This window comes from Paeniglutamicibacter terrestris, from assembly GCF_012271785.1.
GTDB lineage: Bacteria > Actinomycetota > Actinomycetes > Actinomycetales > Micrococcaceae > Paeniglutamicibacter > Paeniglutamicibacter terrestris.
This window is the reverse complement of record NZ_JAAWVT010000001.1, coordinates 300,929-326,869: the sequence shown is the minus strand read 5'-3', so window position 1 is coordinate 326,869 and position 25,941 is coordinate 300,929. Positions and strand designations below refer to the sequence as shown.

Annotated in this window: 25 protein-coding genes; 12 read left to right on the top strand and 13 right to left on the bottom strand. The window is 62.0% G+C overall.

All coding sequences use genetic code 11. From position 1 onward, the window contains the following. Positions 1–76 precede the first annotated feature (76 nt). The 3 genes from HED64_RS01515 to HED64_RS01505 all read right to left on the bottom strand — a co-directional run bounded on the left by HED64_RS01515 (position 77) and on the right by HED64_RS01505 (position 2,672). Positions 77–1,309, bottom strand: a complete 1,233-nt coding sequence (locus tag HED64_RS01515) for an acyl-CoA dehydrogenase family protein (RefSeq protein ID WP_168150348.1) — start codon at positions 1,307–1,309, stop codon at positions 77–79. An 87-nt stretch (positions 1,310–1,396) separates the two neighbouring features. Next, a complete protein-coding gene (locus HED64_RS01510; RefSeq protein WP_168150347.1) occupies positions 1,397–2,002 on the bottom strand; it encodes a GNAT family N-acetyltransferase in 606 nt (201 codons plus the stop codon). Next, a complete protein-coding gene (locus HED64_RS01505; protein ID WP_168150346.1) occupies positions 1,989–2,672 on the bottom strand; it encodes a TetR family transcriptional regulator in 684 nt (227 codons plus the stop codon). Before HED64_RS01505 ends, HED64_RS01510 begins: the two co-directional genes overlap by 14 nt. Positions 2,673–2,875: 203 nt before the next feature. On the opposite strand from HED64_RS01505, the gene HED64_RS01500 reads away from it, so the two are divergent. Further along, positions 2,876–3,319 carry a DoxX family membrane protein gene (locus HED64_RS01500; protein ID WP_210149154.1) on the top strand — a complete coding sequence of 148 codons (444 nt, stop codon included), beginning with the start codon at positions 2,876–2,878 and terminating at the stop codon, positions 3,317–3,319. Positions 3,320–3,382: 63 nt separating this feature from the next. Here HED64_RS01500 and HED64_RS01495 read toward each other — a convergent pair whose 3' ends face one another. The 3 genes from HED64_RS01495 to HED64_RS01485 form a co-directional block, all read right to left on the bottom strand. Then, on the bottom strand, positions 3,383–4,897 hold the full coding sequence (locus tag HED64_RS01495) for a DHA2 family efflux MFS transporter permease subunit (protein ID WP_342590626.1): 1,515 nt from the start codon (positions 4,895–4,897) through the stop codon (positions 3,383–3,385). A gap of 89 nt (positions 4,898–4,986) precedes the next feature. Next, the gene (locus tag HED64_RS01490) at positions 4,987–5,979 is read right to left on the bottom strand and encodes a PhzF family phenazine biosynthesis protein (protein ID WP_168150345.1); all 993 of its coding nucleotides are present in this window, start codon (positions 5,977–5,979) and stop codon (positions 4,987–4,989) included. A gap of 94 nt (positions 5,980–6,073) precedes the next feature. Then, complete coding sequence (locus tag HED64_RS01485) at positions 6,074–6,637, bottom strand: AMIN-like domain-containing (lipo)protein (protein ID WP_168150344.1); 564 nt, start codon at positions 6,635–6,637, stop codon at positions 6,074–6,076. Between the two features lie 186 nt (positions 6,638–6,823). Here HED64_RS01485 and HED64_RS01480 point away from each other — a divergent pair, with 186 nt between their 5' ends. Beyond that, a complete protein-coding gene (locus HED64_RS01480; protein ID WP_132359360.1) occupies positions 6,824–7,921 on the top strand; it encodes a mechanosensitive ion channel family protein in 1,098 nt (365 codons plus the stop codon). Between the two features lie 12 nt (positions 7,922–7,933). Here HED64_RS01480 and HED64_RS01475 read toward each other — a convergent pair whose 3' ends face one another. Beyond that, positions 7,934–8,593, bottom strand: coding sequence for a YqaJ viral recombinase family protein (locus HED64_RS01475; RefSeq protein WP_132359358.1), 660 nt, complete (start codon positions 8,591–8,593; stop codon positions 7,934–7,936). 112 nt (positions 8,594–8,705) lie between these two features. After that, positions 8,706–8,966: a thioredoxin family protein gene (locus tag HED64_RS01470; RefSeq protein WP_168150343.1), complete on the bottom strand. Its 261-nt coding sequence runs from the start codon at positions 8,964–8,966 to the stop codon at positions 8,706–8,708. Between the two features lie 151 nt (positions 8,967–9,117). On the opposite strand from HED64_RS01470, the gene HED64_RS01465 reads away from it, so the two are divergent. The 6 genes from HED64_RS01465 (at position 9,118) to HED64_RS01440 (ending at position 15,461) form a co-directional block, all read left to right on the top strand. After that, positions 9,118–9,891, top strand: a complete 774-nt coding sequence (locus HED64_RS01465) for an ABC transporter ATP-binding protein (RefSeq protein WP_168150342.1) — start codon at positions 9,118–9,120, stop codon at positions 9,889–9,891. Beyond that, positions 9,891–11,207 (top strand): ABC transporter permease family protein, encoded by a 1,317-nt coding sequence (locus HED64_RS01460; protein WP_168150341.1) that lies wholly within the window; start codon positions 9,891–9,893, stop codon positions 11,205–11,207. Before HED64_RS01465 ends, HED64_RS01460 begins: the two co-directional genes overlap by 1 nt. A 382-nt stretch (positions 11,208–11,589) precedes the next feature. Beyond that, on the top strand, positions 11,590–12,573 hold the full coding sequence (locus HED64_RS01455) for a siderophore ABC transporter substrate-binding protein (RefSeq protein ID WP_168150340.1): 984 nt from the start codon (positions 11,590–11,592) through the stop codon (positions 12,571–12,573). A gap of 104 nt (positions 12,574–12,677) precedes the next feature. Then, the gene (locus HED64_RS01450; protein WP_132359348.1) at positions 12,678–13,658 is read left to right on the top strand and encodes an ABC transporter permease; all 981 of its coding nucleotides are present in this window, start codon (positions 12,678–12,680) and stop codon (positions 13,656–13,658) included. Continuing rightward, on the top strand, positions 13,651–14,709 hold the full coding sequence (locus tag HED64_RS01445; RefSeq protein ID WP_168150339.1) for an iron chelate uptake ABC transporter family permease subunit: 1,059 nt from the start codon (positions 13,651–13,653) through the stop codon (positions 14,707–14,709). The genes HED64_RS01450 and HED64_RS01445 overlap by 8 nt, the downstream gene beginning before the upstream one ends. Beyond that, positions 14,706–15,461, top strand: a complete 756-nt coding sequence (locus tag HED64_RS01440) for an ATP-binding cassette domain-containing protein (RefSeq protein ID WP_168150338.1) — start codon at positions 14,706–14,708, stop codon at positions 15,459–15,461. Before HED64_RS01445 ends, HED64_RS01440 begins: the two co-directional genes overlap by 4 nt. A gap of 133 nt (positions 15,462–15,594) precedes the next feature. On the opposite strand, the gene HED64_RS01435 is transcribed toward HED64_RS01440, so the two are convergent. The 3 genes from HED64_RS01435 to HED64_RS01425 all read right to left on the bottom strand — a co-directional run bounded on the left by HED64_RS01435 (position 15,595) and on the right by HED64_RS01425 (position 19,080). Next, complete coding sequence (locus HED64_RS01435) at positions 15,595–16,233, bottom strand: hypothetical protein (protein ID WP_132359342.1); 639 nt, start codon at positions 16,231–16,233, stop codon at positions 15,595–15,597. Between the two features lie 374 nt (positions 16,234–16,607). Then, positions 16,608–18,071 (bottom strand): amino acid permease, encoded by a 1,464-nt coding sequence (locus HED64_RS01430; RefSeq protein WP_132359340.1) that lies wholly within the window; start codon positions 18,069–18,071, stop codon positions 16,608–16,610. A 208-nt stretch (positions 18,072–18,279) separates the two neighbouring features. Then, a complete protein-coding gene (locus HED64_RS01425) occupies positions 18,280–19,080 on the bottom strand; it encodes an SDR family NAD(P)-dependent oxidoreductase (RefSeq protein WP_168150337.1) in 801 nt (266 codons plus the stop codon). A gap of 220 nt (positions 19,081–19,300) precedes the next feature. Between HED64_RS01425 and HED64_RS01420 the strand changes: the two genes are divergently transcribed. Next, positions 19,301–20,335, top strand: a complete 1,035-nt coding sequence (locus HED64_RS01420) for an ABC transporter substrate-binding protein (RefSeq protein WP_132359336.1) — start codon at positions 19,301–19,303, stop codon at positions 20,333–20,335. 47 nt (positions 20,336–20,382) lie between these two features. Here HED64_RS01420 and HED64_RS01415 read toward each other — a convergent pair whose 3' ends face one another. Then, complete coding sequence (locus HED64_RS01415; RefSeq protein WP_245325591.1) at positions 20,383–21,177, bottom strand: MBL fold metallo-hydrolase; 795 nt, start codon at positions 21,175–21,177, stop codon at positions 20,383–20,385. Between the two features lie 59 nt (positions 21,178–21,236). Between HED64_RS01415 and HED64_RS01410 the strand changes: the two genes are divergently transcribed. Genes HED64_RS01410 through HED64_RS01400 form a run of 3 tightly spaced genes read left to right on the top strand, consistent with a single transcriptional unit; the run spans position 21,237 to position 25,325 of the window. Beyond that, complete coding sequence (locus HED64_RS01410) at positions 21,237–22,238, top strand: FecCD family ABC transporter permease (protein ID WP_245325590.1); 1,002 nt, start codon at positions 21,237–21,239, stop codon at positions 22,236–22,238. Beyond that, entirely contained in the window at positions 22,235–23,311 is a 1,077-nt protein-coding gene (locus tag HED64_RS01405) for a FecCD family ABC transporter permease (protein WP_210149152.1), read from the top strand. The genes HED64_RS01410 and HED64_RS01405 overlap by 4 nt, the downstream gene beginning before the upstream one ends. Before the next feature lie 7 nt (positions 23,312–23,318). Next, positions 23,319–25,325: an SIP domain-containing protein gene (locus HED64_RS01400; RefSeq protein WP_168150336.1), complete on the top strand. Its 2,007-nt coding sequence runs from the start codon at positions 23,319–23,321 to the stop codon at positions 25,323–25,325. A 102-nt stretch (positions 25,326–25,427) separates the two neighbouring features. Here HED64_RS01400 and HED64_RS01395 read toward each other — a convergent pair whose 3' ends face one another. Beyond that, a complete protein-coding gene (locus tag HED64_RS01395) occupies positions 25,428–25,895 on the bottom strand; it encodes a MarR family winged helix-turn-helix transcriptional regulator (RefSeq protein WP_168150335.1) in 468 nt (155 codons plus the stop codon). Between the last annotated feature and the right edge of the window lie 46 nt (positions 25,896–25,941).

Here is a 25,941-nt window from a genome sequence, read left to right as displayed (position 1 = left end):
ACTGTTGGTGCGGTGGCCAGCGAGATATCATCTCGCTGGCCTACGCACTATTTTTCTGTGTTGGGCTACTCCGGGTTTAGGCGAAGGCGGAGATCCCGGTGATGGAGCGACCAATGATCAGTGCCTGTACCGTCTCGGTGCCCTCGTAGGTGTGGATGGCCTCAATATCGGCGATGTGTCGGGCCACGCGGTGCTTAAGCAGGATGCCGTTGCCGCCGAGGAGGTCACGGGCGTTCGATGCGATACCGCGCGCCAAGCGGGTGCAGGTGAACTTCGCCAGCGATGCCTGTACCGGGGTCAGTGTTCCGGCTTCTTCGCGTCGGGTAGCCTGCATAACGCTCAACTGCATGGTGGCGAGCTCCGAGTGCATGCGCGTCAGACGTTCCTGCACAATCTGGCTGGCCGCCAGAGGGCGGCCGAACTGGATGCGCTGGGCGGCATACTGCACGGCGCTCTCATAGCAGGCGGTGGCGTGACCGACCGCGGACCAAGCGACACCCAAGCGGGTGGCAAAGAGGACCTTGGCGGTGTCCTTGAAGCTATTGGCTTCGGGCAAAACGTGGGAATCCGGGACAAAAACATTGTCCATGCGGATGTGTGCCTGCCAGATGGCGCGCAGCGAGAGCTTGCCCTCGATCGTGGTGCCGGTGTAACCCTCCCACTCCTGCTGCACAATGAAGCCGCGGACCTTCTTCTCCTCATCGCGTGCCCACACAATGGTGATGCCACCGACCGATCCATTGCCGATCCACTTCTTTTCGCCACTGATTCGGTAACCGCCGGCAACACGCACCGCACGGGTTTCCAGGGACACCGAATCAGAGCCATGGGTGGGCTCGGTCAGCGCAAAGGCTCCGAGCACCTCGGCATTGGCCAACTTCGGGCCCCACTCGGCGATCTGTTCGGGGGAGCCGCACTCGGTGATCGAGCGCAGAGCCAATCCTGCCTGCACGGCGGCGATGGTTCCCACCGATCCGTCGGCGCGGGAGAGTTCCATGTTCACCAGTCCGGCGGCCAGCACGCTCATTGGGGCGTAACCCTCCAAGGTGAGGCCGTCGCGCAACAGATCTAGTTCGCCCAGTTGCTTGGCCAGCTCGAGCGGGTAGTCGGCCTTGTCCCAGTATCCGTCGATAACCGGGCGGACCTCATTGAGGCCGAAGGCGCGAGCACGGTCCCAGTAGGCGCGATCCGCGTCGTTGATGTCCTCAAAGAGGCCTGCGGGATCAACATCCACCTCGCCCCAGAGTTCGTAATCCGGTTCAATGACGCCGGCGGGAAACTCGATGCTCGACTCAGCTGCAATGTTCATGGCGCGGTGGTGACCTTTCGTGGGCTGTGATGATGAGCTAGATCACCAAGCATACTGGAACGCAGTGTCAGGTCAAGGCACTGCGTTTCATTGGCCTTGTTGGGTCTGCCATTCGTTCTTGAGCAACGCGTAAGAGTAGCCGTCCATCCATTGGCCATCACGGTGCAGGATTCCGGACACCAGATGCGCTTCCCGGCGCATCCCGATTCGTTCCATGAGCTTCCAGGAGGGAATGTTAGCGCTGAAACACCGTGCCTGAACGCGGTGCAGACCCAATTCTTCGAAGCACAGACGTATTGCCGCTGACACCGCCTCGCTGGCCAAGCCGCGCCCGGAAAATGCCGGATTCAACGACCAGCCAAGTTCGGCCTCGACTCCGCGGGCAGCCTTCCTCGATTCAGTCTGCGACCAGGCATCCTGGCGGCGAATTACCACCTCACCTACCACTGCGCCGCTCAACTCCACCACGAGGCGCTCACGCAGATGCTCGGGATCTCGATACGACCTCAGGTATGCGGCGTAGTCATCCCACGTGCTGGTCACCCAGCGCGAGGTCTCTGGCAGCTTGCGGTAGGCCCACGTTGCGCGGGCGTCAGCGATGGTGGCCGGGCGAAGCACCAGACGTTGTGTGCTCAGCGGCCAGCAGGGCACTTCGCGCAGCGATGGTGCCACGTGGGACTCAAGCTCGGGCATTATCCAGAGCATCGCGCACCTGGGCGAGCACTGCCTCGGTGTCAGGTGCACCGCCGGCGATCGTGATAACTACGGTGGTCGGCTCCGGGGCGGGCGCCGATTCCTGAGGTTCAAGCACCGGGGCATAAAGCGCACCGAGCGCGTTGAGCTCACGCTCCAACTCCGGACGCCTAGCCTCCTCGGGGTGGCGTAACCAGCGGCGCAGGTGGTCATTGTGCACAGCGACCACGCCGGAGGCAAAGGCTATACACATGGCCCGACCATGGGTCAGTGAATAGAGGCCGCGATCGCGCAGGTGGTTACGGAAGACGCGCTCGTAACGGTGGATCGAGACCAGTTCGCGATCACGCAGCGAGGGAACATCGAGCAGCAGTCGGTGCCGCAGCTCGGCGGCCTCGGGGCGTGCGGTGTGCTGATCAAAAACCGTCAGCCCGGCATTCACCAGTGAGCGGACGGGGCCGGCCGAAGAAGTAGCCAACACCGTTTCTAGGTGGTGAATGATGGTCTCCATATCGGCGAAGACCATTTCCTCCTTTGATCCAAAGCGCCTGAAAAATGTGGATCGCGAAATGCCAGCGGCCTGAGCCAAGGCATCCACACTCGTGGCATCAAAGCCCTTTTCAACCAACAAGCGCAGCGCGGCATCGGGAACCGCGGAGGAGGTAATCATGAACGCGAATTTAGCACGAGCAGCCAGCGGTGTGCCTGCCGATGACGCCGATAGAAGCAGAATGTGGCCAAGGCAATGCCGCCTGCCTCGCAGATAGTTGGCAGCCGCCACACCGGGGAGGCCCTAGCCTTGGTGAAGTTCCAAACCATAGGGTGGGGGTATACATCTAAATTTTCACCACCCAACGACCAGGAGAATCACCCATGGGCCTGAACATCGCCAACGTAGCACTACGACTCGTCGCGGGTGCCTATATCCTCAACAGCGGCATCGGCAAGCTGCGCCTTCCGGCCGAATCGGCCGAGGGCCTGCAGTCCATGACCGCCAACGCCATCCCGCAGGTCAACAAGGTTGAACCGGCACTCTTCGGCAAGGCACTTGCCGCCGGGGAAATCGCCGTGGGTTCGGCCCTGCTCACCCCGTTCATCCCCTCACGCCTAGCAGGCCTGGGACTCGGTGCCTTCGCCGCGGGTCTGGTCGCCACCTACCTCAAGACTCCGGGGATGACCGAGTCCGACGGCATCCGCCCCACTCCCAACGGAGTGGCCATGGCCAAGGACTTCTGGCTTGCCGGTATCGCCGTGGCATTGGTCTTTGGCCGAGGCAAGACCAAGACCAAAATCAAGGAAGTTGCTGTCAAGAAGTAAGCAAAACGCCCCCGCCTATGCCGTGGGGCAAACTCCGGGGGCGCGGGCAAGAACCTACAAACGTTAGTTCTTGTGCGCGCCCTTGCGGAACATCAGCGCCACCAGGGCTGCGGCCATGGCCACGATGCCCGGAAGCAGCAGTGCCTGGCCCAAGGCCAGCGAGAAGGCGTGATGCAGGAATTCCGGAACTGCCGAGCCGCTGCCCATTTCTGACGATCCCACACCACTTGGTGCACCAGCGGAACCGGCGGCCATCGAAGCCACGGCCTTTTCGGATTCAACGGCGATACGCGACTCCATCATCAGCGCAATCAGCGCCGAACCCAGTACCGCACCGACCTGACGGGTGGTGTTGTAGACGCCCGATCCCGCTCCGGCATCCGCCTGGCCCAGACCACGCGTGGCGGCCAGCGAGACCGAGGGCCAGATCATGGCCGAACCCACGCCCATAATCACCGGCGGGAGCAGCAATAGCCAGATGGGGGTGTCCTCGCGCAGGATCAGACCGTACACGGTGATGCCCGCGCCAAAGAGGAAGAATCCCGGGACGGCAAAGTACTTGGCTTCAAACTTGGCAATGTTCTTGCCCACCAGCGGAGCCAGCACACCGGCGATGACCGCCATGGGGGCCAGCATCAGGGCGGAGACGGTGGGGCTCATACCGCGGACCGACTGCAGGTAGAACACCATGGGGAAGCTCATGGCGGTGATGGCCAAACCCATGAACGCAATGGCGATGTTGCCGAGTGAAAAGTTGTGGTCCTTGAACAGGCGCAGCGGCACCAACGGCGCCGCTCGCGTGGCACTCTGCCACCATATGAAGACCCCCAGCAATACCAAGCCACCAATGATCAGGTGCCAGGAACCAATCGGGCCCATGAACGGGCCCCATTCATGAGCGTTACCCTCTTGAATGCCAAAGACCAGGGCGAACATGGCAGCGGCACTGAGAATGACTCCCAGCCAATCAAAGGACGTGGAGTGGCGTTCGAGTTCCGGTGCCTTAAGCAGCACCCGCCAGATGGCGATGATGCCTACCGGAACGTTGACGAAGAAGATCCATTCCCAGCCGAGGGTGTCAACAAAGATGCCGCCGAGGATTGGTCCCACCAATGTGGCGATACCGGCCACCGCACCCCAGACGCCCATGGCCGCGCCGCGGCGGGCATAGGGGAACATGCGGGTAATGAAGGTCATGGTTTGCGGGCTCATCATGGAAGCGCCCAGGCCTTGGACCACACGCGCAATGATCAGCGTGGTGATATTCCCGGAGAGTCCACACCACAGCGAGGCCAGAGTGAAAATAACCAGGCCAATCACGTAGATGGTGCGCGGGCCAAATCGATCGCCCAAGCGACCGGTGATCAGCAGCGGCACCGCGAATGCCAGCAGATAGGCGCTGTTGACCCAAATAACACCGTTGATGTCGGTGTCCAGTCCGTTCATGATCGCCGGCATCGCCGTGGAGACGATGGTGGAATCCACCAGGATCATGAAGAAGCCGATCACGAGCGCCCAAAGGGCACCCCAGGCTTGCTTGTCTTTTGTTGTTTCGGCCGTCGCCTTGTTCACACTCACCGCACGAGCCTACGCTCATCCACCACCGCTGGGAGGTCTCCTGAGCGCAAGCTCACAGCGGTGGTGGAGGAAGGGCTAATTAGCCGGGTCTACGGCAGGATGACGGTGCCATCGATGCAGGTCATCGAGTGCCCGGCAATCCAGATTCCGTCGGCGTCCGAATCCACCTGCACGATGGCGGCACGCCCCACCCGGGTTCCCTGACGCACGGTATAGGACGAGGGGGCTAACCCGGAACCGGTGAGCCAGGCACCAAAGCCGGCATTCAGTGACCCGGTCGCCGGATCCTCTTGCAATCCCTCACCGGGGCAGAAGGCCCGGACCTCGTAGTCGGCCGGTGCTCCGGTGACCACATTGCGGAAGCGCTGGGAACGTTGCACATCCGCTTCGGAGACCGGGCGCAATTCCTCACGGGCTCCGGCCGGACGCTGCTGGTGAACCATCGGGTCATAGGAGGTCGATTGCTTCGCACCGACGGTGTGTGCTCCGATCACGCCGATTTCCAGCCCGGCCAGCGCCACAAAGTCAGGTTCCAGGGACAGGACCAGCTCCGCGTCACGCAACAGCAACCCGGCCCAGTTCGGCCCGTTAACCAACCACTGGTGGGCCAGCACATCATCACGGGTGATGCCCAGTCCGGCCAGCGCCCAGTCGAGCACGTCCTCTTCCAGCTCACCGGTGCGCATCAAGGGTGGGGCCTTAAAGGCCAAAGACTCCGGATCTTGTGGGTGCTCGCCCGGTACCCGGCGGATCTCAATGAGCCCGGCCCCGCATTCCTGAATCAGCGCCTCGGGGTTTTTGGGTACACCGCCGGCCTCGAGCCACGCGTGGGCGGCTCCCAGCGTCGGGTGCCCGGCGAAGGGCAGCTCGGTGGTGGTGGTGAAAATGCGGGCCCGGTAGTCGGCGTCCGGATGGGTGGCGGGCAGCAGGAAAACCGTCTCCGCCAGGTTCGTCCAGTTGGCGAACGCCAGTAGCTGGGCGTCGCTGAGGTCTTCGCCGTCAAGGACCACGGCCAGACCGTTACCGGTGTAGGGGGAGGAGGAAAAGACATCCACTTGCTTGTATGGGCGCGCAATACTCATAAATGAATCGTGACACAAAGACCGCGCGGAGGGGGAGGATGACGTGGTTTTGTCATCCAACCGCCTCCGCGCGATCCATTCGCCGCTGGCCTACTTACCAACGGTGGGCCACATCGATCACCAGTCGACTGGTTCCGTCGGTTCCGGTGAGTACTAAGGTGCGGAACGGCAACCTGGCCCGGACCCCGACTCCGAAGGAGCTCTGTCCCTCAAAGCTGCCCAGGAAGGCCACCTGCCTCAAGGTGGTGTAGCCGGAGACGTCCCTGACGTTGAGCCGATTGCTCGGGTTGTACGTGGGGGTTCCGGAGGAATTGTAGGCCGGAGCCCGCACGATCACGCGCAAATCAGCTGCGCCGGCCAGCGGTACCAATTTGCCCTGACCCTCGGTGTACACGGCGCTGACATACCGCACGTCGTAGCCCTTCACCTTGCCCTTGAGGTCAATGACCACCCGGTCGAAGCAGTCGTGTCGTCCGGTGCGCAGATTGGTGATGGTGGCGCTGGAGTAGCCGGCGACCGAGTCGGCAACCGATCCCCAGGTAATACCGCAATACGGAGCGGTGAGAGCGGTGGCGGTAGCAGCCGGTGAAACCGGGCTGAGGCCAAGTGATGCGACAAGCAGTGCGCCGGCAACCCCGGCGCCGATACGGGTTTTCATGATGTGCCTCTGAAGTGGTGTGGTGTTGCGAGTGGAAGGGGTGACGGATTCAGCATGCGCGCGGGGCAAATGGTGCGGCAAGGGGGTATGCGTACACTCCACGTCATTGCAATGCACAGGAGATATATAGGCGAATCAGCAACTGCGGTGGGCGGAGGCACATCTTGATGTGACACCCTTGTTGATATGCAGATTTTTGCCTCTTCAACATTGGATGACACCGTCAGCGACGTTGTTCAGAACACAGATGTATTACCCGAGATGCTGAAGCCATGGGTAGTTATTGCGATCGGGTTACTCGCCGCAGTGCTGCTCACCGTGGTGCTGGGCTTCATTATTAACCGGATGCTGCACCGCGTCCCGGGGCTAGCCCCGGAACGCCGGATGCGGCGGATGCCGTTGGCCCTCACCCTGGTTTTTGCTTTCACCAAGGTCACCGTGGCGGCGTCCTTTGCCGCGCACCCCTGGGTGAACATCTGGCAATTTGTGCTGCTGCTGGGATTGATCTGTTCCATCGCCTGGCTGCTGATTGTCATCATGGGCATCTTCGAAGAGATTGTGCTGGCCAAGTACCGCGAGGATGAGGGCAATCCGAGACGTCTGGCCAAGATCCAGACGCAGGTCGGATTGCTGCGCCGGGTAGCCACCGCACTGGTCATCACCCTGGCGGTGGCCGGCGCCCTGCTCACAATTCCCGAAGTCAGGGCGCTGGGCGCCGGCCTGCTGGCCTCCGCCGGCCTGATCTCCGTGGTGGCCGCACTGGCCGTCCAATCCACGCTGGCCAACGTTTTTGCCGGTTTGCAGATCGCCTTCACCGACGCCATCCGGGTTAATGACACCGTGGTGGTGGAGACCCAACGCGGGGCCATTGAGGAAATCACTCTCACCTACGTGGTGGTGCTCTTGCTGGATGGTCGCCGGCTGATTATTCCCTCGACCTACTTCACCACCACTCCCTTTGAGAACTGGTCGCGGCGCAGCAATGAGATCAGTGGGACGGTGTTGCTGGATTTGAACTGGAATGCACCCATCGAGCACCTGCGCACCCGTACCGAACAGCTGTTGGCCTCCACCGATTTGTGGGACGGACGCACCGGCGACTTGAACGTTACAGATGCCATCGGTGGCATCCTCAAGGTCACGATTGCGGTATCCGCGCGCAATCCGGGGGACCTCTACGATCTGCGCAACTTCATCCGCGAACACCTGATCTCCGAGCTGCGCCGGGATCACCCCGAGGCACTGCCCAAGCCGTTGGCTCCCGGGACTGCCCCGGCGGCCTAGCCCCGAACGGATTTAGAGGTACAGGGCCGCCGGTCCGTAGTCCTCGCGAGCGCGGGCCGCGGCGGTGCGCTCGCGCAGGATTGCCACCATCGCATCGGCCTTGACGATCAGATCGCTGATCTCCGCGTCGTCTCGATCCACCCAGCGGGTCAGCGGCTCATCGTGGGTGGGCACAAAATCTTTATGTGGTTCCCAGACAAAGAGGGTGCGTTGCGCTCCCAAGACGTATTGCTGCCAAAACATCTGACGCAGGTAATTTCGCGGAATCGTTTTGAACGGCTTGTTGGTGGTTTTGATTTCCGCCAATTCCACGTGTCCGCCGGCACGGATGCCCAATCCATCGGGGGTGGCCAGATGGATGTGATTCTCCGCCGCATGGAACAGTTGGCTGGAGGGCAAAATGTCAAAGTTTTCTTGCACCCACGCGGCGATTACCGGTTCCCGGGCCCGCCCATGGTCGGTATACGGATTCCCGCCAAAGCCCGAGCCGTGGAGCTTGTCCCAGGCCGCGGAGGCGATCGACTTCGGGGTGGATAGCTTGGCCACGTCGGTGGCGGTGATGCCCTGCGAACGGGCCCGGAGCCATGCGATGCGATTGGAAGAATCGGCAACGATGCGTTGCAGGCAGGCTGCGTGGGCTGGCTCAACGGGGGAGGGGATCACCTGACCCATTGTTCACAATAAAACCCACCACCGCGAACCCACTCATCGTCGCCCCGCTGGCACACCGGCCCGAAAACGGTCCGGGGCGATCGCTCGATCCCACGTCAGGTCGGGAAATTCGCTAGTCGAGGGCGAGTGCTGCGGCCGCTAGAAGCTGGGGAACGCTTGGCACACCGGTGGCCCGAAACACCTCGATGCCGCCCCGGCTCACCACCAGGGTGGGCGTGGAGGTGATGCCCGCGGTCTCGGCTTCCTCCAGATGTGAGAGCACATCCACCTCAATGATCTGGGCGGCGGGTAGTAGCGCCCGGGCCTGACCGAGGACGGAGCGGGCACGCACACACGGTGCGCAGAAGGCTGAGGTGTAAAGAACGAGTTCCATCACCGTGCTTCAACCACCCCGGGGCCCGGGACATTCCCGCGCTTCCCGGCACCAGCGCCCGGGCGGGCTCCACCCTGGGTAGGAGAGTGAAGGCTGCGAGATCATCATCTGCTCCGATGCCGCAGGCCATGGGATTTGACAAGCTTGTTGCATGATCGAAGCTCATCCCGCCTCCGGGAACACTCTTAACACCCACCCCGTGCTCAGTGCCCGGGACCTACGCCGCGCCTATGGATCTACCTTGGCGCTAGATGGCGTGAACCTGGATATCCGTGCCGGAGAATCCGTGGCCATCATGGGCCCCTCGGGTTCGGGAAAATCCACCCTGTTACACACCCTGGCGGGTATTGAACGGCCCGACTTCGGTTCGGTACTCCTGAGCACCTCCGCAGCTACGCCGCGGGATATTGCCACGCTGGGAGAAAAGGAACGCTCAAAACTCCGCCGCGAATCCTTCGGCTTTGTTTTTCAGTCGGGGCTGCTGATCCCCGAACTCACCGCGGTGGAAAACGTGATGATGGCGCTGATGATTAATGGCGTACCGCGCGCTGCCGCACAGGAACAAGCCACACAGTGGCTCGGCGCACTGGGTCTGGCTGGCATGGAGGAGCGGCGCATTGGCCAGCTCTCCGGCGGCCAGGCACAACGTGTGGCGATTGCCCGTGCCCAGGTGACCGGCGCGCGGGTGACCTTCGCCGATGAACCCACCGGTGCCCTCGACTCGGCGACCGGTGCCGAGGTTTTGAGCATCCTGCTGAATTCCACCGTGGGGCGCGGGAACACCTTGATCATGGTCACGCACGACGCGGATGTTGCCGCCCAATGCGATCGCGTCATCCACCTGCGGGATGGACGCATTCTGGCCCAGGTGGCAGCCACCCAGGGTGCCTCGACCCAGCGGTCCGCTGCGGGAGACACGAACTAATGCGCACTCTTTCTCTGGCCTGGCTCCTGGGCAAACCCAGCCGCGGACGTCGCGGCCCTCTGTTACTCACGGCCGGGGCCTACACGCTGGTCTGTGCCCTGGTCCTCATCGTCACCGCCGGAGCGCTGTCCTTCGATCGTGTGCAGAACGAGCTGACGGGGATGTACCAAGTGCTCGCCGCGCTGGCGGTGGTCTTGCTGGTGGTGCCCCTAGCGGTGCTCGGCGCCGCAGCGGCCCGCCTCTCGGCCCGCAGCCAAGACACTCGTCTGTCCACCGTGCGCCTGCTCGGCGGAACACCGGGGCTGGTCGTGGGCATCACCATGCTCGAATCCGCGGCCACGGCGCTCGCCGGAGCACTGGGCGGCGTGCTGCTTTATGCCGCAATGGCACCGGCTGTGGGGCTGGTGCACTTTCAGGGATCGGCCATCGGATCGGCGATGTGGCTAGATCCGCGCATCATCGCCCTGGTCATTGCCGGCGTGGTGCTGGTCGCCGCGCTCTCCGGTGCGGTGGGACTGCGCAAAATCATTGTCTCCCCACTGGGCGTACGCAACCGCACCGTGACGCCGAAACCGCGCTGGATCCGCGCGGTGGTGGTACTGGGGCTCATCATTTGCATCTCGCTGGTCTTCTCCGTGATCGGTTCCGTGGCATCCCTGGCCATCATGGTGGGTGTTCTGCTCACCGGGTTTGCCATGGGAATCGGTGCGCTGAATCTGGTGGGACCGTGGGCGGTGGCGCTGATTGGCAAGGCCAAGCTGAAGAAGGCGAAGTCGCCGGCGCAGTTACTTGCCGCGCGCATGATCCTAGAAAACCCGGCCCAGGCCTGGCGACAGGTCTCGGGTATCGCCATGACCGCATTTGTGGCGGTGGTCGGTGGCAGCGGAGCGGCACTGATGAACTCCACCGGCACCGGGATGGATCCGAATTCTCCTGACGCACTTCTGGCAACCGATGTGATGACCGGTGTGCTGCTGACCATCGCGGTTTCCTTCATCTCGGTGGCGTGCTCCACCGCCATTACCCAGGCGGCGGCAACCTTAGACCGAGCTGACCTCTACGCGGGATTGCACAAACTCGGCATGGAACCAGCGGTCATGGAGCGTGCCCGCGTCGGTTCGGTCATGGCCCCGGTCATTGGCATGGGCATTGGCTCGATCATCGTCAGTGCCGCACTGGTCTTCCCGCTGGCGGGTATGGCGATCATCTTTGCCCCGCTGTCGGTGGCGGTGATCCTGTTGACCCTGGTGGTTGGCGTGCTGGCCGTCCGCGGCGCGGTGGCCATGACTCCCGTGAGCCAAACGTTGGCTCACTAGAGGCAATCGGCGGTGCCACAGACGGCTGCGAACACCAGCCGACCGCGGCAGAATCGGTCAAAGGCAGACAATGGGTAGTTTTACGTCACAAAGGGCGAGTGAGTGTGGTTCCCATCACGCTAACTCGCCCTTGTGGTGTGCCAGGCATCCGCAGCGGTCGGCGGCGCCTGCGCCGCGTATTTACGGGTCAGTGGTGGTCAGGGGGCCAAAATTTCATTGTGCCGAGTCCTTGTGGAGGGCTGAGGTGGGCCGCTATAGCGTCAGCCGGCAAGGGCATGTTTCATTGGTTTAATTGAGTAAGGCTAGGCTAAGCTACCGGAAGAACTTGAAAGATAAACGATGTCCCCAATGATTGTGGGCATCGCACCACGGTTAGGAAATCATGTCTTCTCTGAAATTGCGTCTTGGCGTACTCATCGGTGCAGCTGCTCTCACATTGACTGCTTGCGGTTCCACGAGCGAGGCTCCGACGGAAAATGCCGCAGCAGCCGGCTCCACCATCACCGTGGAAGACAACAACGGTGAGCAGAGCATCAAACTGCCGTTGAAATCTGTCGTTGCTACCGACAACCGCACCTTTGAGACCCTGGCCGACTGGGACGTGAAGCTGAGCGCCGGCGCCGTGGCACTGATGCCAGGCACCTCCAAGTACAAGAAGGATGCCAGCATCATCGACTTGGGCAGCCACAAGGAGCCCAACCTTGAAGCAGTGGTAGCCGTGGAACCGGATCTGATCATCAACGGTCAGCGCTTCGCTCAGTTCCACGACAAGTTCACCACGCTGGCCCCCAACGCCACCGTCCTGGAACTGGACCCGCGTGACGATCAGCCGTTGGACGCCGAACTGAAGCGTCAGACCACCGCACTGGGTGAGGTCTTCGGCAAGCAGACCGAAGCCAAGAAGCTTAATGATGAGCTCGACGCCGCCATCGCCCGCGCCAAGGCAGCCTACAAGCCCGGCGAAAAGGTCATGGCAGTGATCACCTCTGGTGGCGAGATCGGTTACGCCGCACCCTCCAACGGCCGCACACTCGGCCCCATCTTTGACATCTTGGGTCTGACCCCGGCCCTTGAGGTAAAAGACTCCTCCGAAGATCACCAGGGTGATGACATCTCCGTTGAGGCCATCGCCAGCTCCAACCCGGACTGGATCCTGGCCATGGACCGCGACGCTGCCGTCAGCGCCGATGACCCGAGCTACGAGCCGGCCAATGAACTTTTGGACAGCTCCGAGGCACTGAAGAACGTGACCGCCTCGAAGAACGGCAACATCGTGTACATGCCGGCCGATACCTACACCAACGAGGGCATTCAGACCTACACCGAGTTCTTCAACTCCGTGGCTGATGCGTTTGAAGGCAAGTAACAATTTCCAACGATAGTTGAGCGGAAAAGTGGTGGTTTTGCCTCGCGGAGGCATAACCCACCACTTTTCTGCGTCCGGAGACGACGTGAAATGACGAACAAGACATGAGCACCACCGCGCTGCGCGCAGCCTCCAAGGGCAGGCTCTTTGAACCCAAATTGATCATCGGCATCGTGGTGGTGGCCGTCCTCTTGGTCATTTCCTTGTTTACCGGTGTGTATGACATCTTTGGTGCCCAAGACGGCGGGGAAATGTTTGCCATCACCCGCATTCCGCGCACCATCGCGCTGGTCTTGGCCGGTGCGGCGATGGCCATGAGTGGACTGGTCATGCAGTTGCTGACGCAGAACCGCTTTGTGGAACCCACTACCACCGGAACCACCGAGTGGGCCGGCCTGGGCCTGCTGCTGGTGATGATCGTGAACCCCGGTGCGGATCTGCTGACAAAGATGACCTTCGCGATTCTGGCCGCGTTCATCGGCACCATGGTCTTCTTCCTCTTCCTGCGCCGCGTCTCGCTCAAGGCTTCTCTCACCGTACCAATCGTGGGCATCATGCTCGGATCCGTGGTGGGTGCCATCTCCACTTTCATCGCCCTACAGACCGATATGCTCCAGTCCCTGGGGATCTGGTTCGCGGGCTCCTTCACCTCGATCCTGCGCGGCCAGTATGAGGTGCTGTGGATCGTGGCCATCGTCGCTGTGGCCATCTTCCTGGTGGCCGACCGCTTCACCGTGGCGGGACTGGGTGAGGAAATCGCCACTAACGTCGGGCTGAACTACAAACAGGTGATGTTCCTGGGCACCGGGCTGATCGCCATCGCTACCGGTGTTGTCACCGTGGTGGTGGGCAACCTGCCCTTCCTCGGTTTAATCGTGCCCAACATCGTCTCCATGTTCCGCGGTGATGACCTACGCGGGAACCTCCCATGGGTGGTGCTGCTGGGCGTAGGCATCGTGACGGTCTGTGATCTGGTGGGCCGCACCATCATCATGCCCTTCGAGGTTCCGGTCTCGCTGATCCTCGGCGTGCTGGGCGCGGTCGTGTTCATTGCACTACTTCTAAGGCAGCGTCGAAATGGCTGAAACAACGATCACCGCACCGCGCACCACCCCGAAGCTTCGGGCAGGAAATAGGCGTTCCTCCGGGCCACTGCCCAGTAAAAAAGTGGGCAAGCGCTACTGGATCGTGCTGTCCATCCTCATCGTTTTGTCCCTGGGCTTCGGCTTCGGCCTACTGGCCTGGGATAACCCGATGCCTCCGGGATCCCGGGGCTTCTGGCTGATCGCGCAGATGCGGGCCAGCAATGTGCTGGTCATGCTGGTGGTGGCTTTCTGCCAGGCCATTGCCACCGTCAGCTTCCAAACCGTGACAAATAACCGCATCATCACCCCCTCCATCATGGGTTTTGAATCCCTGTATGTTGCGGTGCAGACCGCGGCGGTCTTCCTGCTGGGAGCCGCCGGCGTGGTCGCGATCCAGGGTGTGGGGCAATTTGTGCTCCAGGTGCTGATCATGGTCGCGCTCTCGGTGGCACTCTACGGGTGGCTGCTCTCGGGCAAGTACGGCAACATCCAGATCATGCTGCTGGTGGGCATCATCATCGGTGCCGGGTTGGGGTCGGTCTCCACCTTCATGCAGCGCCTACTTTCCCCGAGCGAATTCGACGTACTCACCGCCCGACTTTTCGGTTCGGTGGCCAACGCCGACCCCTCCTACTTCCCAATTGCCATCCCGCTATGCCTGCTGGCCGGCACCGGGCTGATCCTCAATGCCCGACGCCTGAACGTGGTGTCTCTGGGCAAGGAGACCAGCATCAACCTCGGGATCAATCATCGCCGCGAGGTCATGAAGACCCTGCTGTTGGTCTCGATCCTGATGGCCGTCTCCACCGCATTGATCGGCCCGATGACCTTCCTCGGCTTCCTGGTGGCCACCCTGGCCTACCAACTGGCCGACACCTACGATCACCGCTACATTTTCCCCGTGGCGGTGTTGACCGGTTTTGTCATCCTGTCCGGCGCCTACTTCATCATGAAAAACCTGTTCTACGCCCAGGGCGTGGTCTCGATCATCATCGAGGTCATCGGTGGCACCGTCTTCCTCATCTTCATCCTGCGAAAGGGCCGCTTGTGATCACCCTCGAGAACGTCCACAAGAAGTACAGCAACGACGTCGCCATTGGTCCGGTCAGCATCAGCATCCCCGCCGGTGGCATCACCGCGCTGGTGGGTCCCAACGGTGCCGGTAAATCAACACTGCTGACCATGGTCGGGCGGTTGATGGGCATCGATGAGGGCACCATCTCGATTTCCGGCTTTGATGTGGCCTCCACGGCCTCAAAAGATTTGGCCAAAATCGTCTCGATCCTGCGCCAAGAAAACCACTTTGTCACCCGCCTGACCGTGCGGCAGCTGGTGGGTTTTGGCCGTTTCCCACATTCCAAGGGACGGCTGAGCGCGGCGGATGAGCTCATCGTTTCCCGCTCCATCGACTTCCTGGATCTCGGTGCGCTGGAGGCTCGGTACCTCGACGAACTTTCCGGTGGACAGCGTCAGCGCGCCTACGTGGCGATGGTGCTGGCCCAAGACACCGAGTACGTGCTGCTGGATGAGCCGCTGAACAATCTGGATATGGCGCACTCGGTGCAGATGATGGCGCACCTGCGCCGGGCCGCTGAGGAATTGGGCCGCACCATCGTGATTGTGCTGCACGATATCAATTTTGCCGGGCACTATGCCGATCACATCTGCGCGGTGAAGCACGGCAAGGTCGTTGAGTTTGGCACCCCGGCGGAGATCATGCGAGACGATGTCCTCACCCGGGTCTTTGAGACCCCTGTGACGGTCATTGACGGCCCGCGCGGCCCGCTCGCCGTTTACTACTAAACGCTGCTCCAACCTGGCGATCTAACCGCCCTGACGGGCAGGCAAAAGCCCGGTGGACAGAACCGCAAACGGTTCTGCCCACCGGGCCTTTTTTGTGACTCACCGAAGGTCAAGCTTGAGCGAAGATCAAGAGCTAAGCGTTAGGACCTTCTGCTAACTCCCATTCCCATCCAGTGCCTGGCTGCGTGGAGAAGATGAGGGTGCCAGTTGTTGCGGGCACATCAAGTACGATCCACCCCGTGGCCTTCTGAGCTGGCCCGATGCTGTTCGGCAATTGATCGTCATCTTCGAGGCACATGAAGGCAGATGATGTGCCGAGATCGCCATTGAATGTTGTTCCTTCTTTGGATATGAATGTCCAAGAACTTGGATGCGCGTCGAAAGTCATACCCGGATAGTCTGGATCATTGAGCTCCTTGAACGTCTGTACGTCCATCTTGATGCCGATCAAATGACCGTTCTCAGCCTTCGTTGCATACGGAGCATTGCACTTGATCTTCATATCGATTTTCTTTACAACAAAGCTCACAGTTTGGTCGCCTGCGGTATTGACGGTGCCCGCTGGTTGACCAATTACTTTAATCAAGTTTCCGCGATCACTTGTTTCCGCAGTAGCGCTTGGCGTAGCCGCTGAAGGCTCCGTCGATGCGGAAGATGGGCTGCCCGATGCGATCGGAGTAACATCAGGCGCCGTGGGGGCCTGGTTAGTGTCTGCGCAGCCGGTGAGTAGCAGCGTCGCAAGCGAAGCGACAGCTAGAAACTTGTGGTTCATGAATCCTCCAAGGAAGTTGTATATTCAAGTAACCATAGCCTGAGTGCCTGACGAACCAAGATTATTTCTCTGCATTCGGAATTAACATTGGCAAATTTTTCGACGTCGCTGGAAAATCCAGGAAAAACGTGGAATCTCTTAGCAGGCGTCATTGCTAGGCCAATCTTCGAGTAATAAACGGGGGGTGGCCGGATTGTTCGAAGCGTGCGCTGGAGCCGTTGCAATAGGCACACCGGCAGCCGCTCCAACTTCGCGATCTACGGATACTTAGGGCAGGCAAATGCCCGGTGGGCAGAACCGAAAACGGTTCTGCCCACCGGGCATTTTTGTACCTCACACAGAGCACACGGTGCTCATGGTGGTGTCGGCGGTACTTAGCGCCGCGTAGTGACACCCGCGGAGGCCAGCACCGAGTGGCGGCGTCCGTAGCCCAGGTAGAGCGCGGCACCGACGAGGATCCAGATACCGAAGACCACCCAGGTGATCACTCCGAGGTTCAGCATCAGGTACACGCAGAAGATGATCGCCAGGATCGGGGTCACCGGGTACAGCGGCACCTTGAAGGTACGCGGCAGCTCGGGGGAGGAACGGCGCAGGTAAATCACCGCGAGGGACACCAGCGAGAACGCGAAGAGCGTACCGATGGAGGTGGCGTCGGCCAGCTGCCCCAGCGGGACCAACCCGGCCACGACCGCCACCACACCACCGGTGATCCAGGTGCCGGCGACCGGAGCGCCATTACGCGCAGAGATTTTGCCGAACACCTTCGGGACCATGCCATCGCGGCTCATGGCCACCAGGATACGAGTCTGTCCGTAGAGCACCGTGATCACAATCGAGACGATGGCCAACACGGCGCCGATGGCAAAGACCAGGGCCACCCAGCTTTGTCCGGTGACCTCCTCCAGCAGCTGCACCAGGGCGGCTTCCTTGCCGTCGAACCACATCCACTGGCGGGCGCCGATCGCCGTGATCGCCACCAAGATGTACAGCGTGGTGATGATGATCATCGAGAGGATGATGGCGCGCGGCAGATCCCGCTGCGGGTTTTTTGCTTCCTCGCCGGCCGTGGAGGCGGCATCAAAGCCGATGTAGGAGAAGAACAGGCGGGCGGCTGCCGCCGAGACGCCTGCCGTGCCCATGGGCAGCAGCGGGTCGAAGTTCGAGGAAGTGAAGGCGCTGAACGCGATGACGATGAAGAAAATCAGCACGGCGATCTTGATCAGCACCAGCACGGTGTTGACCACCGCAGATTCCTTGGTGCCGCGCACCAGCAGAACCGTGGCGAACAGGACGATGGCCAGCGCGGGGATGTTAAAGACGCCGCCATCGGTGCCCGGGGGATTGGTCAGCGCCGCGGGCAGATCAAGGCCGATGGTGTTGGCCATTTCGTTGATGTATTCACCGGCACCCACGGCGATGGCCGCCACGGAAACGGCGTATTCAAGCACCAAGCACCAACCACAGATCCAGGCCAGCCCCTCACCCATGGTGGCGTAGGTGTAGGTATAACTAGACCCCGATACCGGGACGGCACCTGCCATCTCCGCATAGGAGAGGGCGGCAAAAAGCGCGGCCAGGCCGGCGATTGCAAAGGAAATCCAGACCGCGGGACCCGCCAGCGGAACGGCGGAAGAGAGCACCACAAAGATGCCCGTTCCCAGGGTGGCACCCACACTGATCATGGTCAGGTGCAGCAGTCCTAGTGAGCGGCGCAGTTTCGGGCCGCCGGTTCCGGAACCCGCATCGGCAATGAATGCCTCGATGGGCTTGCGGGCGCCCAGCTGCTGGCGTAGGGATGGCCGGGTGGATCCCGGTGCAATCTTTTGCGTGGTCATGCATAAATCATCGCACCAGACGTCGATCCATGATTATCAGATACTCGCCAGTAATCTGGCGAAATTCCATCAATAGATACTGGTCAAATGCCATTTATGCGATTCTTGGGAAAAGTCGGATTGTGGCCAACCTTACGCTCCGGAGGCGTCCTGGTACCGCGAGCATCACTGGGAACTATGCAACGAAATGTTGATGCCGTGTTCCAACTCAGCGTCCGCGTCGGGCCAGTCGTTCCACCAGCGCGTCGGGAGCCAGGCGCGAAAGCCCAATAACAAATCTGTAGCGCTTGGAGGGGATGGATACCGACTTTCCCGCTTCGCTGGCACTCAGACCCTCACGCACCACCCGAGCGGCATCAAGCCAGCCCCAAGTGGGAATCGCGGCCTTGTTGGCCCCCATTCGATCGTGGAATTCCGTTCGGACAAATCCCGGGCAGAGGGCCGTGACGCTGATGCCGCGGTCCTTATAAAAGACGTTGGCCCAGCGGCTGAAATTCACGATCAGTGACTTGGCTGCCGAGTAGCTGCCCCGCGGAGTGAAGGCGGCGACGGAAGCGACGTTGATGATGCGTCCACCGCCGGAGGCCCCCATGGCATTAAGAGCCGCGTGCATCAACGTCAGTGGTGCCTGGTTGTGAATGTAGAGATGGCCAAGTTCGGCCTCGAGGTCGTTATCGGCGAAGTTCCCCAGCAATCCGAAACCAGCGTTGTTGACCAATACGGAGATGGGCGAGGGTTCCGCGGAAATGCGCTCCGCCACCGCGGTCGTACCGACGGCCGTGGTCAGGTCTGCGCCCAAGACCTCAACATGGATAGCGAATCGTGCGTGCAATCGGGCGGCCAACTCTTCGAGTCGCAATTCGTCACGTGCCACGATCACCAGGTCGTGGCCGGCGGCGGCAAGTTGGGTGCAAAATTCTGCCCCAAGTCCAGCCGTGGCCCCGGTGATGAGGGCGGTGCCACGTGAGCGGTGGGGGTTGGTTCGGGCTGGTAGCGTCGATTCACTCATAATGTGAGCCTAGTCACTGTGGGTGGATTTGATGCGCGAGATGACGGCGATTGACCCTCGAATGACCTGGAGTCGACAAATCAAATAGGGATGATCCGTGTTGCGCAATTAGAGGAAGGAAGGCTAGCCTTACTTCGCGGTTGCTTGCGAAACGATTATGCCCGGCAAGCACCGATTCACCAGCTCGCCCATCGCAAGATTGTTAAGGATTGCCCACCACATGAAATTCATTCGACGCACCGGCCTCCTGGCCGCAGCAGCCGCACTTGCCCTGACCCTGAGTGCATGTGGCGGAACCGCCGAAAGCGCCCCCGCCAGCAATGCCGCCGCCGATGCCGCCTTCCCGGTGAGCGTCAAGAACATCTACGGCACCGCCGAGATCGCCAAGAAGCCCGAGCGCGTGGTGACGATCTCGTGGGTCAACGCCGACGCGGTGCTAGCACTGGGCGTGGTCCCGGTGGGCATGGCCGAAGACGTCTGGGGCAGTAACAAGCAGGGTTCCACCGATTGGAAGGATGCCAAGCTCGAAGAGCTCGGCGCCTCCATCGGCACCGAAAAGGCACCGAAGCAGTACTCCGAAGCCGATGGCGTGAACTTCACCGCCATCGCCGAGCTGGAACCCGATGTGATTGTCGCCGGCTACTCGGGGTTGACCAAGGACGAATACGACAAGCTCTCCAAGATCGCACCCGTCGTAGGCCCCGTGGCACCGAGCTACACCGCCGGCTGGCAGGATGTGACCACCGCGGTGGGTCAGGCACTGGGCAAGGACGCCGAGGCAGCGGCGGTCATCACCGATGTTGAATCCAAGATCAGCGCGGCAGGCGAAGCCAACCCGGTCTTCAAGGACACCTCGTTCATCGCCGGTGACCTGGACGTGGTCAAAAGCGAGATCAACCTCTACGCCACCGGCGACTCACGCCCGCGCCTCCTCACCGCTCTGGGCATGACCCAGGCCCCGATCGTGGACGAAAACGCCAAGGACGGCGAGTTCTACTTCGCCTGGGCAGCCGAGCGCGCCAACGAACTTGATGCCGATATCTTCTTCACCTCGGCCACCGCGGGCGTTGATCCCATCAAGGCCAACAAGCTCTTCGCGCAGATCCCCGCGGTCAAGAAGGGTGGGCTCGTAGGAATCAGCAGCGACGCGGATGTCCTGGCCATCTCGGCAGCATCCCCGCTCTCGGTTCCGTACGCCATCGATAAGATTGTTCCGGCGTTGGCCGCCGGTGCTCAGGCAGCAACCGGCAAGTAGTCGGTATCACCGCCTGTTACACCCGAGGGAAGTTGCAGTACCGAATGTCAGAACGCTTCAAACTCGAGCAGGTAGCGCCGTTGCGCTGCCACCGAGGTCTCCGCGGCGCCACGAACTTGTGGATCCACGTCCCGGTAGACCAGATCGGTGATCTGCTCGATCGTGGGATCTTCGCCGCCGTTGGCGCGCAATTGTGCCAACGCGGCGCGGATCTGTTCAAGACGTTCGTGCCGATGAGTGCGGTAGCGATCCACCACCTCATGCAACGACGGCAAGACCGGCCCATGGGCCGGGAGCACCAGCGCATCGGGGGCGGCGCTCAGGGCATCAAGGGATGCCAAATAATCGCCCAGAGTCCCATCCGGGGCATCGATGATGGTGGTGCCCCGGCCCAGGATCGTATCTCCGGTGAGCATCGAGCCGGTGGGCCCATCATCGGGCAGCAGGAAGCTCAGCGAATCGGAGGTATGCCCGGGGGTGGCCAGAACATTCAGCCGCAGTCCCGCGGCACCGATTTCCTCCCCGGGTTTCAGCGGTTGCGCATCACGGCAAAACTCCGGCAAATACGCACGGACCGGGGCGCCGGTGAGTCGATGCAAGGTATCAATGCCGGCGGTATGATCCCCATGGCGGTGCGTAATCAAGATCAGCTCAACGGATTCGGCGGCCAGGGCACCGAGGTGCCCGGCATCCTCCGGCCCCGGGTCCACAATGATCGAATGTTCTTCTCCCGGAGCCCGCAGGATCCAGGAATTGGTACCGTCCAGCGACATGGGACCGGGGTTGGGTGCCAGCAGGAACGCTGCCTGATCGGACACTTTGGTGATGTGCGGGTTGCTCATGGGCACCAGTCTAGGGCCGGAAATCATGATATTAGCTGTGGATGGAGCGTGAAAATCCGATGACTCACCTCCGTCGCGCACCGGTACTGGCCCTCGTCTTGCTGGTTGCCCTGCTGGTGATGGTGTTCGCCTCCCTGCTTATTGGGGCCCGGACCATCGCTCCGGCCACCGTTTTTGAGGCGCTCTCCGGAATGGATCCGGCCAATGGGGATCACGCGGTGATCGCCTCGCGCATCCCACGAACCATCGCCGGACTACTAATCGGTGCCGCGCTGGGACTTGCCGGCGCGGGCATGCAGGGCATCACCCGCAACCCGCTGGCGGACCCCGGCATTCTGGGCGTTAACGCCGGGGCTGCCCTGGGTGTGGTGGTGGGTATCCACTTCTTCACCGTGGCCACCCTGCACGGTTATATTCTGTGCGCCTTCCTGGGTGCCGGCGCCGCGGCACTACTGGTGTACGCGGTAGCGGCACTGGGCCGCGACGGCGCCACCCCCTTGAAACTCGCGCTGGCCGGGGCCGCCATGGCCGCCGGGCTTGGCTCGCTGACCAACGCGGTGCTGATGATCGGGCAGCAAACGCTGGACCGTTTCAGGTTCTGGCAGGTCGGAACCCTCGGTGCCCGCGAGGTCCCCGACATGCTCTCCGTCGCGCCATTGCTGATCCTGGGTGCGGTGCTGGTCCTCGGTGGAGCCCGCCTCTTGAATGCGCTGGCCTTGGGTGATGATTCGGCTCGCGGACTCGGCTTTAAGGTGGGGCGCGGTCGCGGGATCACCGCGGCCGGAGTGGTATTGCTCTGTGCCGCCGCCACCGCGCTGGCCGGGCCCATCGGTTTTGTGGGGCTCATTGTTCCCCACGCCATCCGCATGATTGCCGGAGCCGACTACCGCTGGCTGCTGCCGCTTTCCCTGCTGGCCGGACCTCTCCTGCTGTTGGGTGCGGACGTGGTGGGCCGCGTTATTGCCCCACCGGCCGAAATTCAGGTGGGCGTCATGACGGCGATCATCGGAGCACCACTGTTCCTGTGGTTGTTGCGTCGCGGAAAGAAGATCTCACTATGACCCGCGCTCAGCGAGGCGGTACAAAATTCACCGCCCTGAAGCCCGCTCCCGTCCCCGCACTCGAGCCGGCCGGTGCCCAGCGCTCCGGACGCACCATCGGTGTGGGTCGGGTGAACCTGCTCCTCGGAGTCGGGATCCTGCTGGCCATTGCGCTGAATCTGCTCACCGGACGCCACCCCATCGAATTCTCCGACCTTCTGGCCGCCCTTGGCGGACAGCGCGTCCCAGGCGTCTCCTTCATGTTGTGGGAGGACCGACTGCCGCAGGCGGCGGTGGGAATTCTTGCCGGTGCCGCATTTGGTGCCTCGGGTGCCATCTTCCAGCGCCTCCTGCGTAACCCGCTGGCCAGCCCCGACGTGATTGGTGTCGGCTATGGAGCCAGCGCGGCAGCCGTCGCCGGCATGCTGTTCTTCGGCGCCCAAGGAATTGGCCTGTCGCTGCTGGCCTTTGCCGGTGCGTTGGTGGTGGCACTGGTCATTTACGTCATTGCCGATTCGGGTAAACATACCGGTGCGCGGCTGATTCTCGCCGGCATTGCCGTAGCTGCCCTGCTTCAAGGCATCATTCAATACCTCCTGACCCGCACCGATGTGCGCAACGCTTCCGACGCTCTGCGCTGGCTGACCGGCTCGCTCTCGGCCAGCACCTGGGAGCGGGCGGGGCTGCTGGGCTGTGCGCTGGTGATTCTGCTGCCCCTCTTGATGCCCGCCGCCTCGCGCCTGCGCATTCTTGAACTGGGCGATGACACGGCCGCCGGCTTGGGCCTGCGGGTACGCGGTACCCGGCTTGGCCTGATCATTCTTGGTGTTGCCCTCACGGCCGTTGCCACAGCGGTCACCGGCCCGCTGGCCTTCGTCTCCTTCCTAGCCGGGCCCTTGGCCCTGCGCCTGTGCCAGGGCCGAAGCCATCTGGGCGCCGCGGCACTGACAGGCGCCCTGCTGGTCACCGCCGCCACTTACCTTGCAGGAAACGTCCTGCCCGAGACACCATTGCCAGTTGGCGTCGTCACCGGCGCGCTGGGAGCACCATTCCTGATCTGGGTTTTGGTGCGCACCAACAAGGAAGGAACCTGAGGTTTCCATGGCACTTCTTCAAGCCGAAGACCTAACACTGGCCTACGACGGGCCCAGCATTGTTGATGAACTGTCGTTGGAGATTCCGGCCGGCGAGGTGACGATCATTGTGGGCGCCAACGGTTGCGGCAAATCTACCCTGCTCCGTGGCCTGGCCCGGCTGTTGAAGCCGGCCGGTGGCAAGGTGCTGCTCGATGGAGAAGACATCCACACCCGTGGTGCTCGTGAGGTGGCCAAGATGCTCGGGTTGCTGCCGCAGACACCCACCGCGCCCGACGGTATCACGGTGCGCGAACTGATCGGCCGCGGCCGTTACCCGCACCAGGGTTGGTTTAAGCGTTGGAGCGCCCAGGATGAGGACGCCGTGGAGCGTGCCATGACGCTGACCAGCACCGTGGAGTTGGCCGAGCGCGCGGTTGATGAACTCTCCGGTGGGCAGCGCCAGCGGGTCTGGATTGCCATGGCGCTGGCTCAGGAAACCGAACTGCTACTGCTTGACGAGCCGACTACCTACCTGGACGTGGCACACCAGTTGGAGGTGCTTGATGTGATCTCCGAGCTGAATCGCTCACGCGGCACCACCGTGGTGATTGTGTTGCACGATCTGAACCTGGCCGCCCGTTACGCGGATCATTTGGTGGCGCTGAAACACGGCAAGATTGTTGCCGCGGGGCACCCCAGCACCGTGGTCACCGAGGAACTGGTCAAAAGCGTTTTTGGGATGCCCTGCCGGGTGATTCCGGACCCGGTGGCCGGCACCCCGTTGGTACTGCCCATAGGTCGGCACCGTGTGCTGCGCGCCGAATCGGTGTTGGCCGCCAACGGCATCCACCGCACACGCCAGCCCGACGCCGCCATCGGCGAAGACACAACTAGCCTTCTCACCGCCGAAGAACTCACCACCAGGGAGCCTCAAATCGATACCATCACGGCCACCGACACCGCCACCGGCGCTACACCGCAGAGCGTTGAGCCGCTGCCCGTTGCCGAGGATTCGAGCCTGAGACGTGCGGAGGAAATCAGCGCCATGCTGGCCTTCTCCACCCGCGTGCTGGCCACCGAGGATTTGAGTGCCAACTTCAAGCGCGTCACCCTCAGCGGCGCGGACCTATCGCACTTCGGCGCTGGCGCCCACCCCCTGGACCTGCGCATCAAGCTCATGATTCCGCCGGCTTCGGCTGCCTCCTCCACGGCGGAACCCGAAAGCGTGTTGGGGTCCGACTTTGCCGCGCTGCGCCCCGGTGCGCTGCTGAACAGTGAGGATGCCGGCGGCTGGTACAAACGTTGGCTGGCGCTGCCGACCGAGAGCCGGGGAGATATGCGTACCTATACGGTGCGGGCACTGCGCCCGGCCGGTCACCGAGACAATCTCGGTGAGCACCCGGAAATAGACATTGACTTTGTCCTTCACCTGCAAAAGCTTGATGGTCAGCTCACCGGCGGCCCGGCCACCGTGTGGGCGGCCACTGCGGAGGTGGGCGATGCGATGCTGGTGCTGGGCCCGAATAAGGCCCTATGCGATGAGACGTACGGCGGCATTGAGTTCCGTCCCGGCACGGCCAAACGCATCCTGCTGGCCGGGGATGAGACGGCCGCTCCGGCGATCTGTTCCATCTTGGAATCCCTGCCCGCGGGGATCACCGGTCACGCGCTGATCGAAGTTCCGGACACCGGCGACATTCTGGGCTCCTCCACCCGTTCGGGTGTGGGGGTGCAGTGGCTGCCGCGTGGTTCGCATCCGCACGGTGAAATGCTGGCCGCCGCGGTGCGCTCCATCGTCGCCATTCCCGCGGCCGGCGCCGTGGTCACCGGTGCCGATCCGGAAGACGTTGATGTTGATGAACAGATTCTGTGGGAAACCACCACCGAATCGACGCAGCCGTTTTATGCCTGGTTGGCGGGGGAGGCGAGCATGATCAAGGAGATGCGCCGCTACTTGGTCCGCAATGCCGGCATCGATCGCAAACAAGTGGCCTTCATGGGCTACTGGCGCCGCGGGAAGTCCGAGCTCTAAGGATCTCCAACACCGGCTGATCCACCGTTACAAACCGCGGATCACACCAAAGGTCAGGCAGCTGAGGGAAATTTCGCTGTCTGGCCTTTGTTTTGGGCTCATTTAGGAATCGGAAGAGCCAGCCAATTTGCCCAAGATACGGGCCAGCTCGGCGCGTTCTTGGGCGTCAAGGCGACCGAAATATTCCTCGGTGTGAGTGCGCCGAGCGGATCGAACCTGCTGTGCCAGTGCGGCTCCTTCATCACTCAGGGACACCAAGGTGGCACGTCGATCCAGCGGATCTGCGTTGCGGGTGACGAGTTTTTTGGCCTCGAGCTGATCGATGACCTCGGTGGCCGAGCGCGGGGCAATGCGCATGCGTTCGGCAATGTCTTTCAGACGCAAGCCGGCCGTGGCACTGCTCTCGGTTTCCCAGCGTTGTTGGTCAAGACAATTCAGTGCGCGGGACTGGTACGGGGTCAGTTCGAACGGGGCGAGCTTGGCGGTCCAGGTTCGACGCAAGCGGTGCGTCGAGCGGCGAAAGAGCTCGGAAAGATCCCTGGGCGGAGTGATATTGGCACTGGTTGGCATACCATCACTCTACCGGAAGTTTGACGGGTTACCACATAGTGAGGTA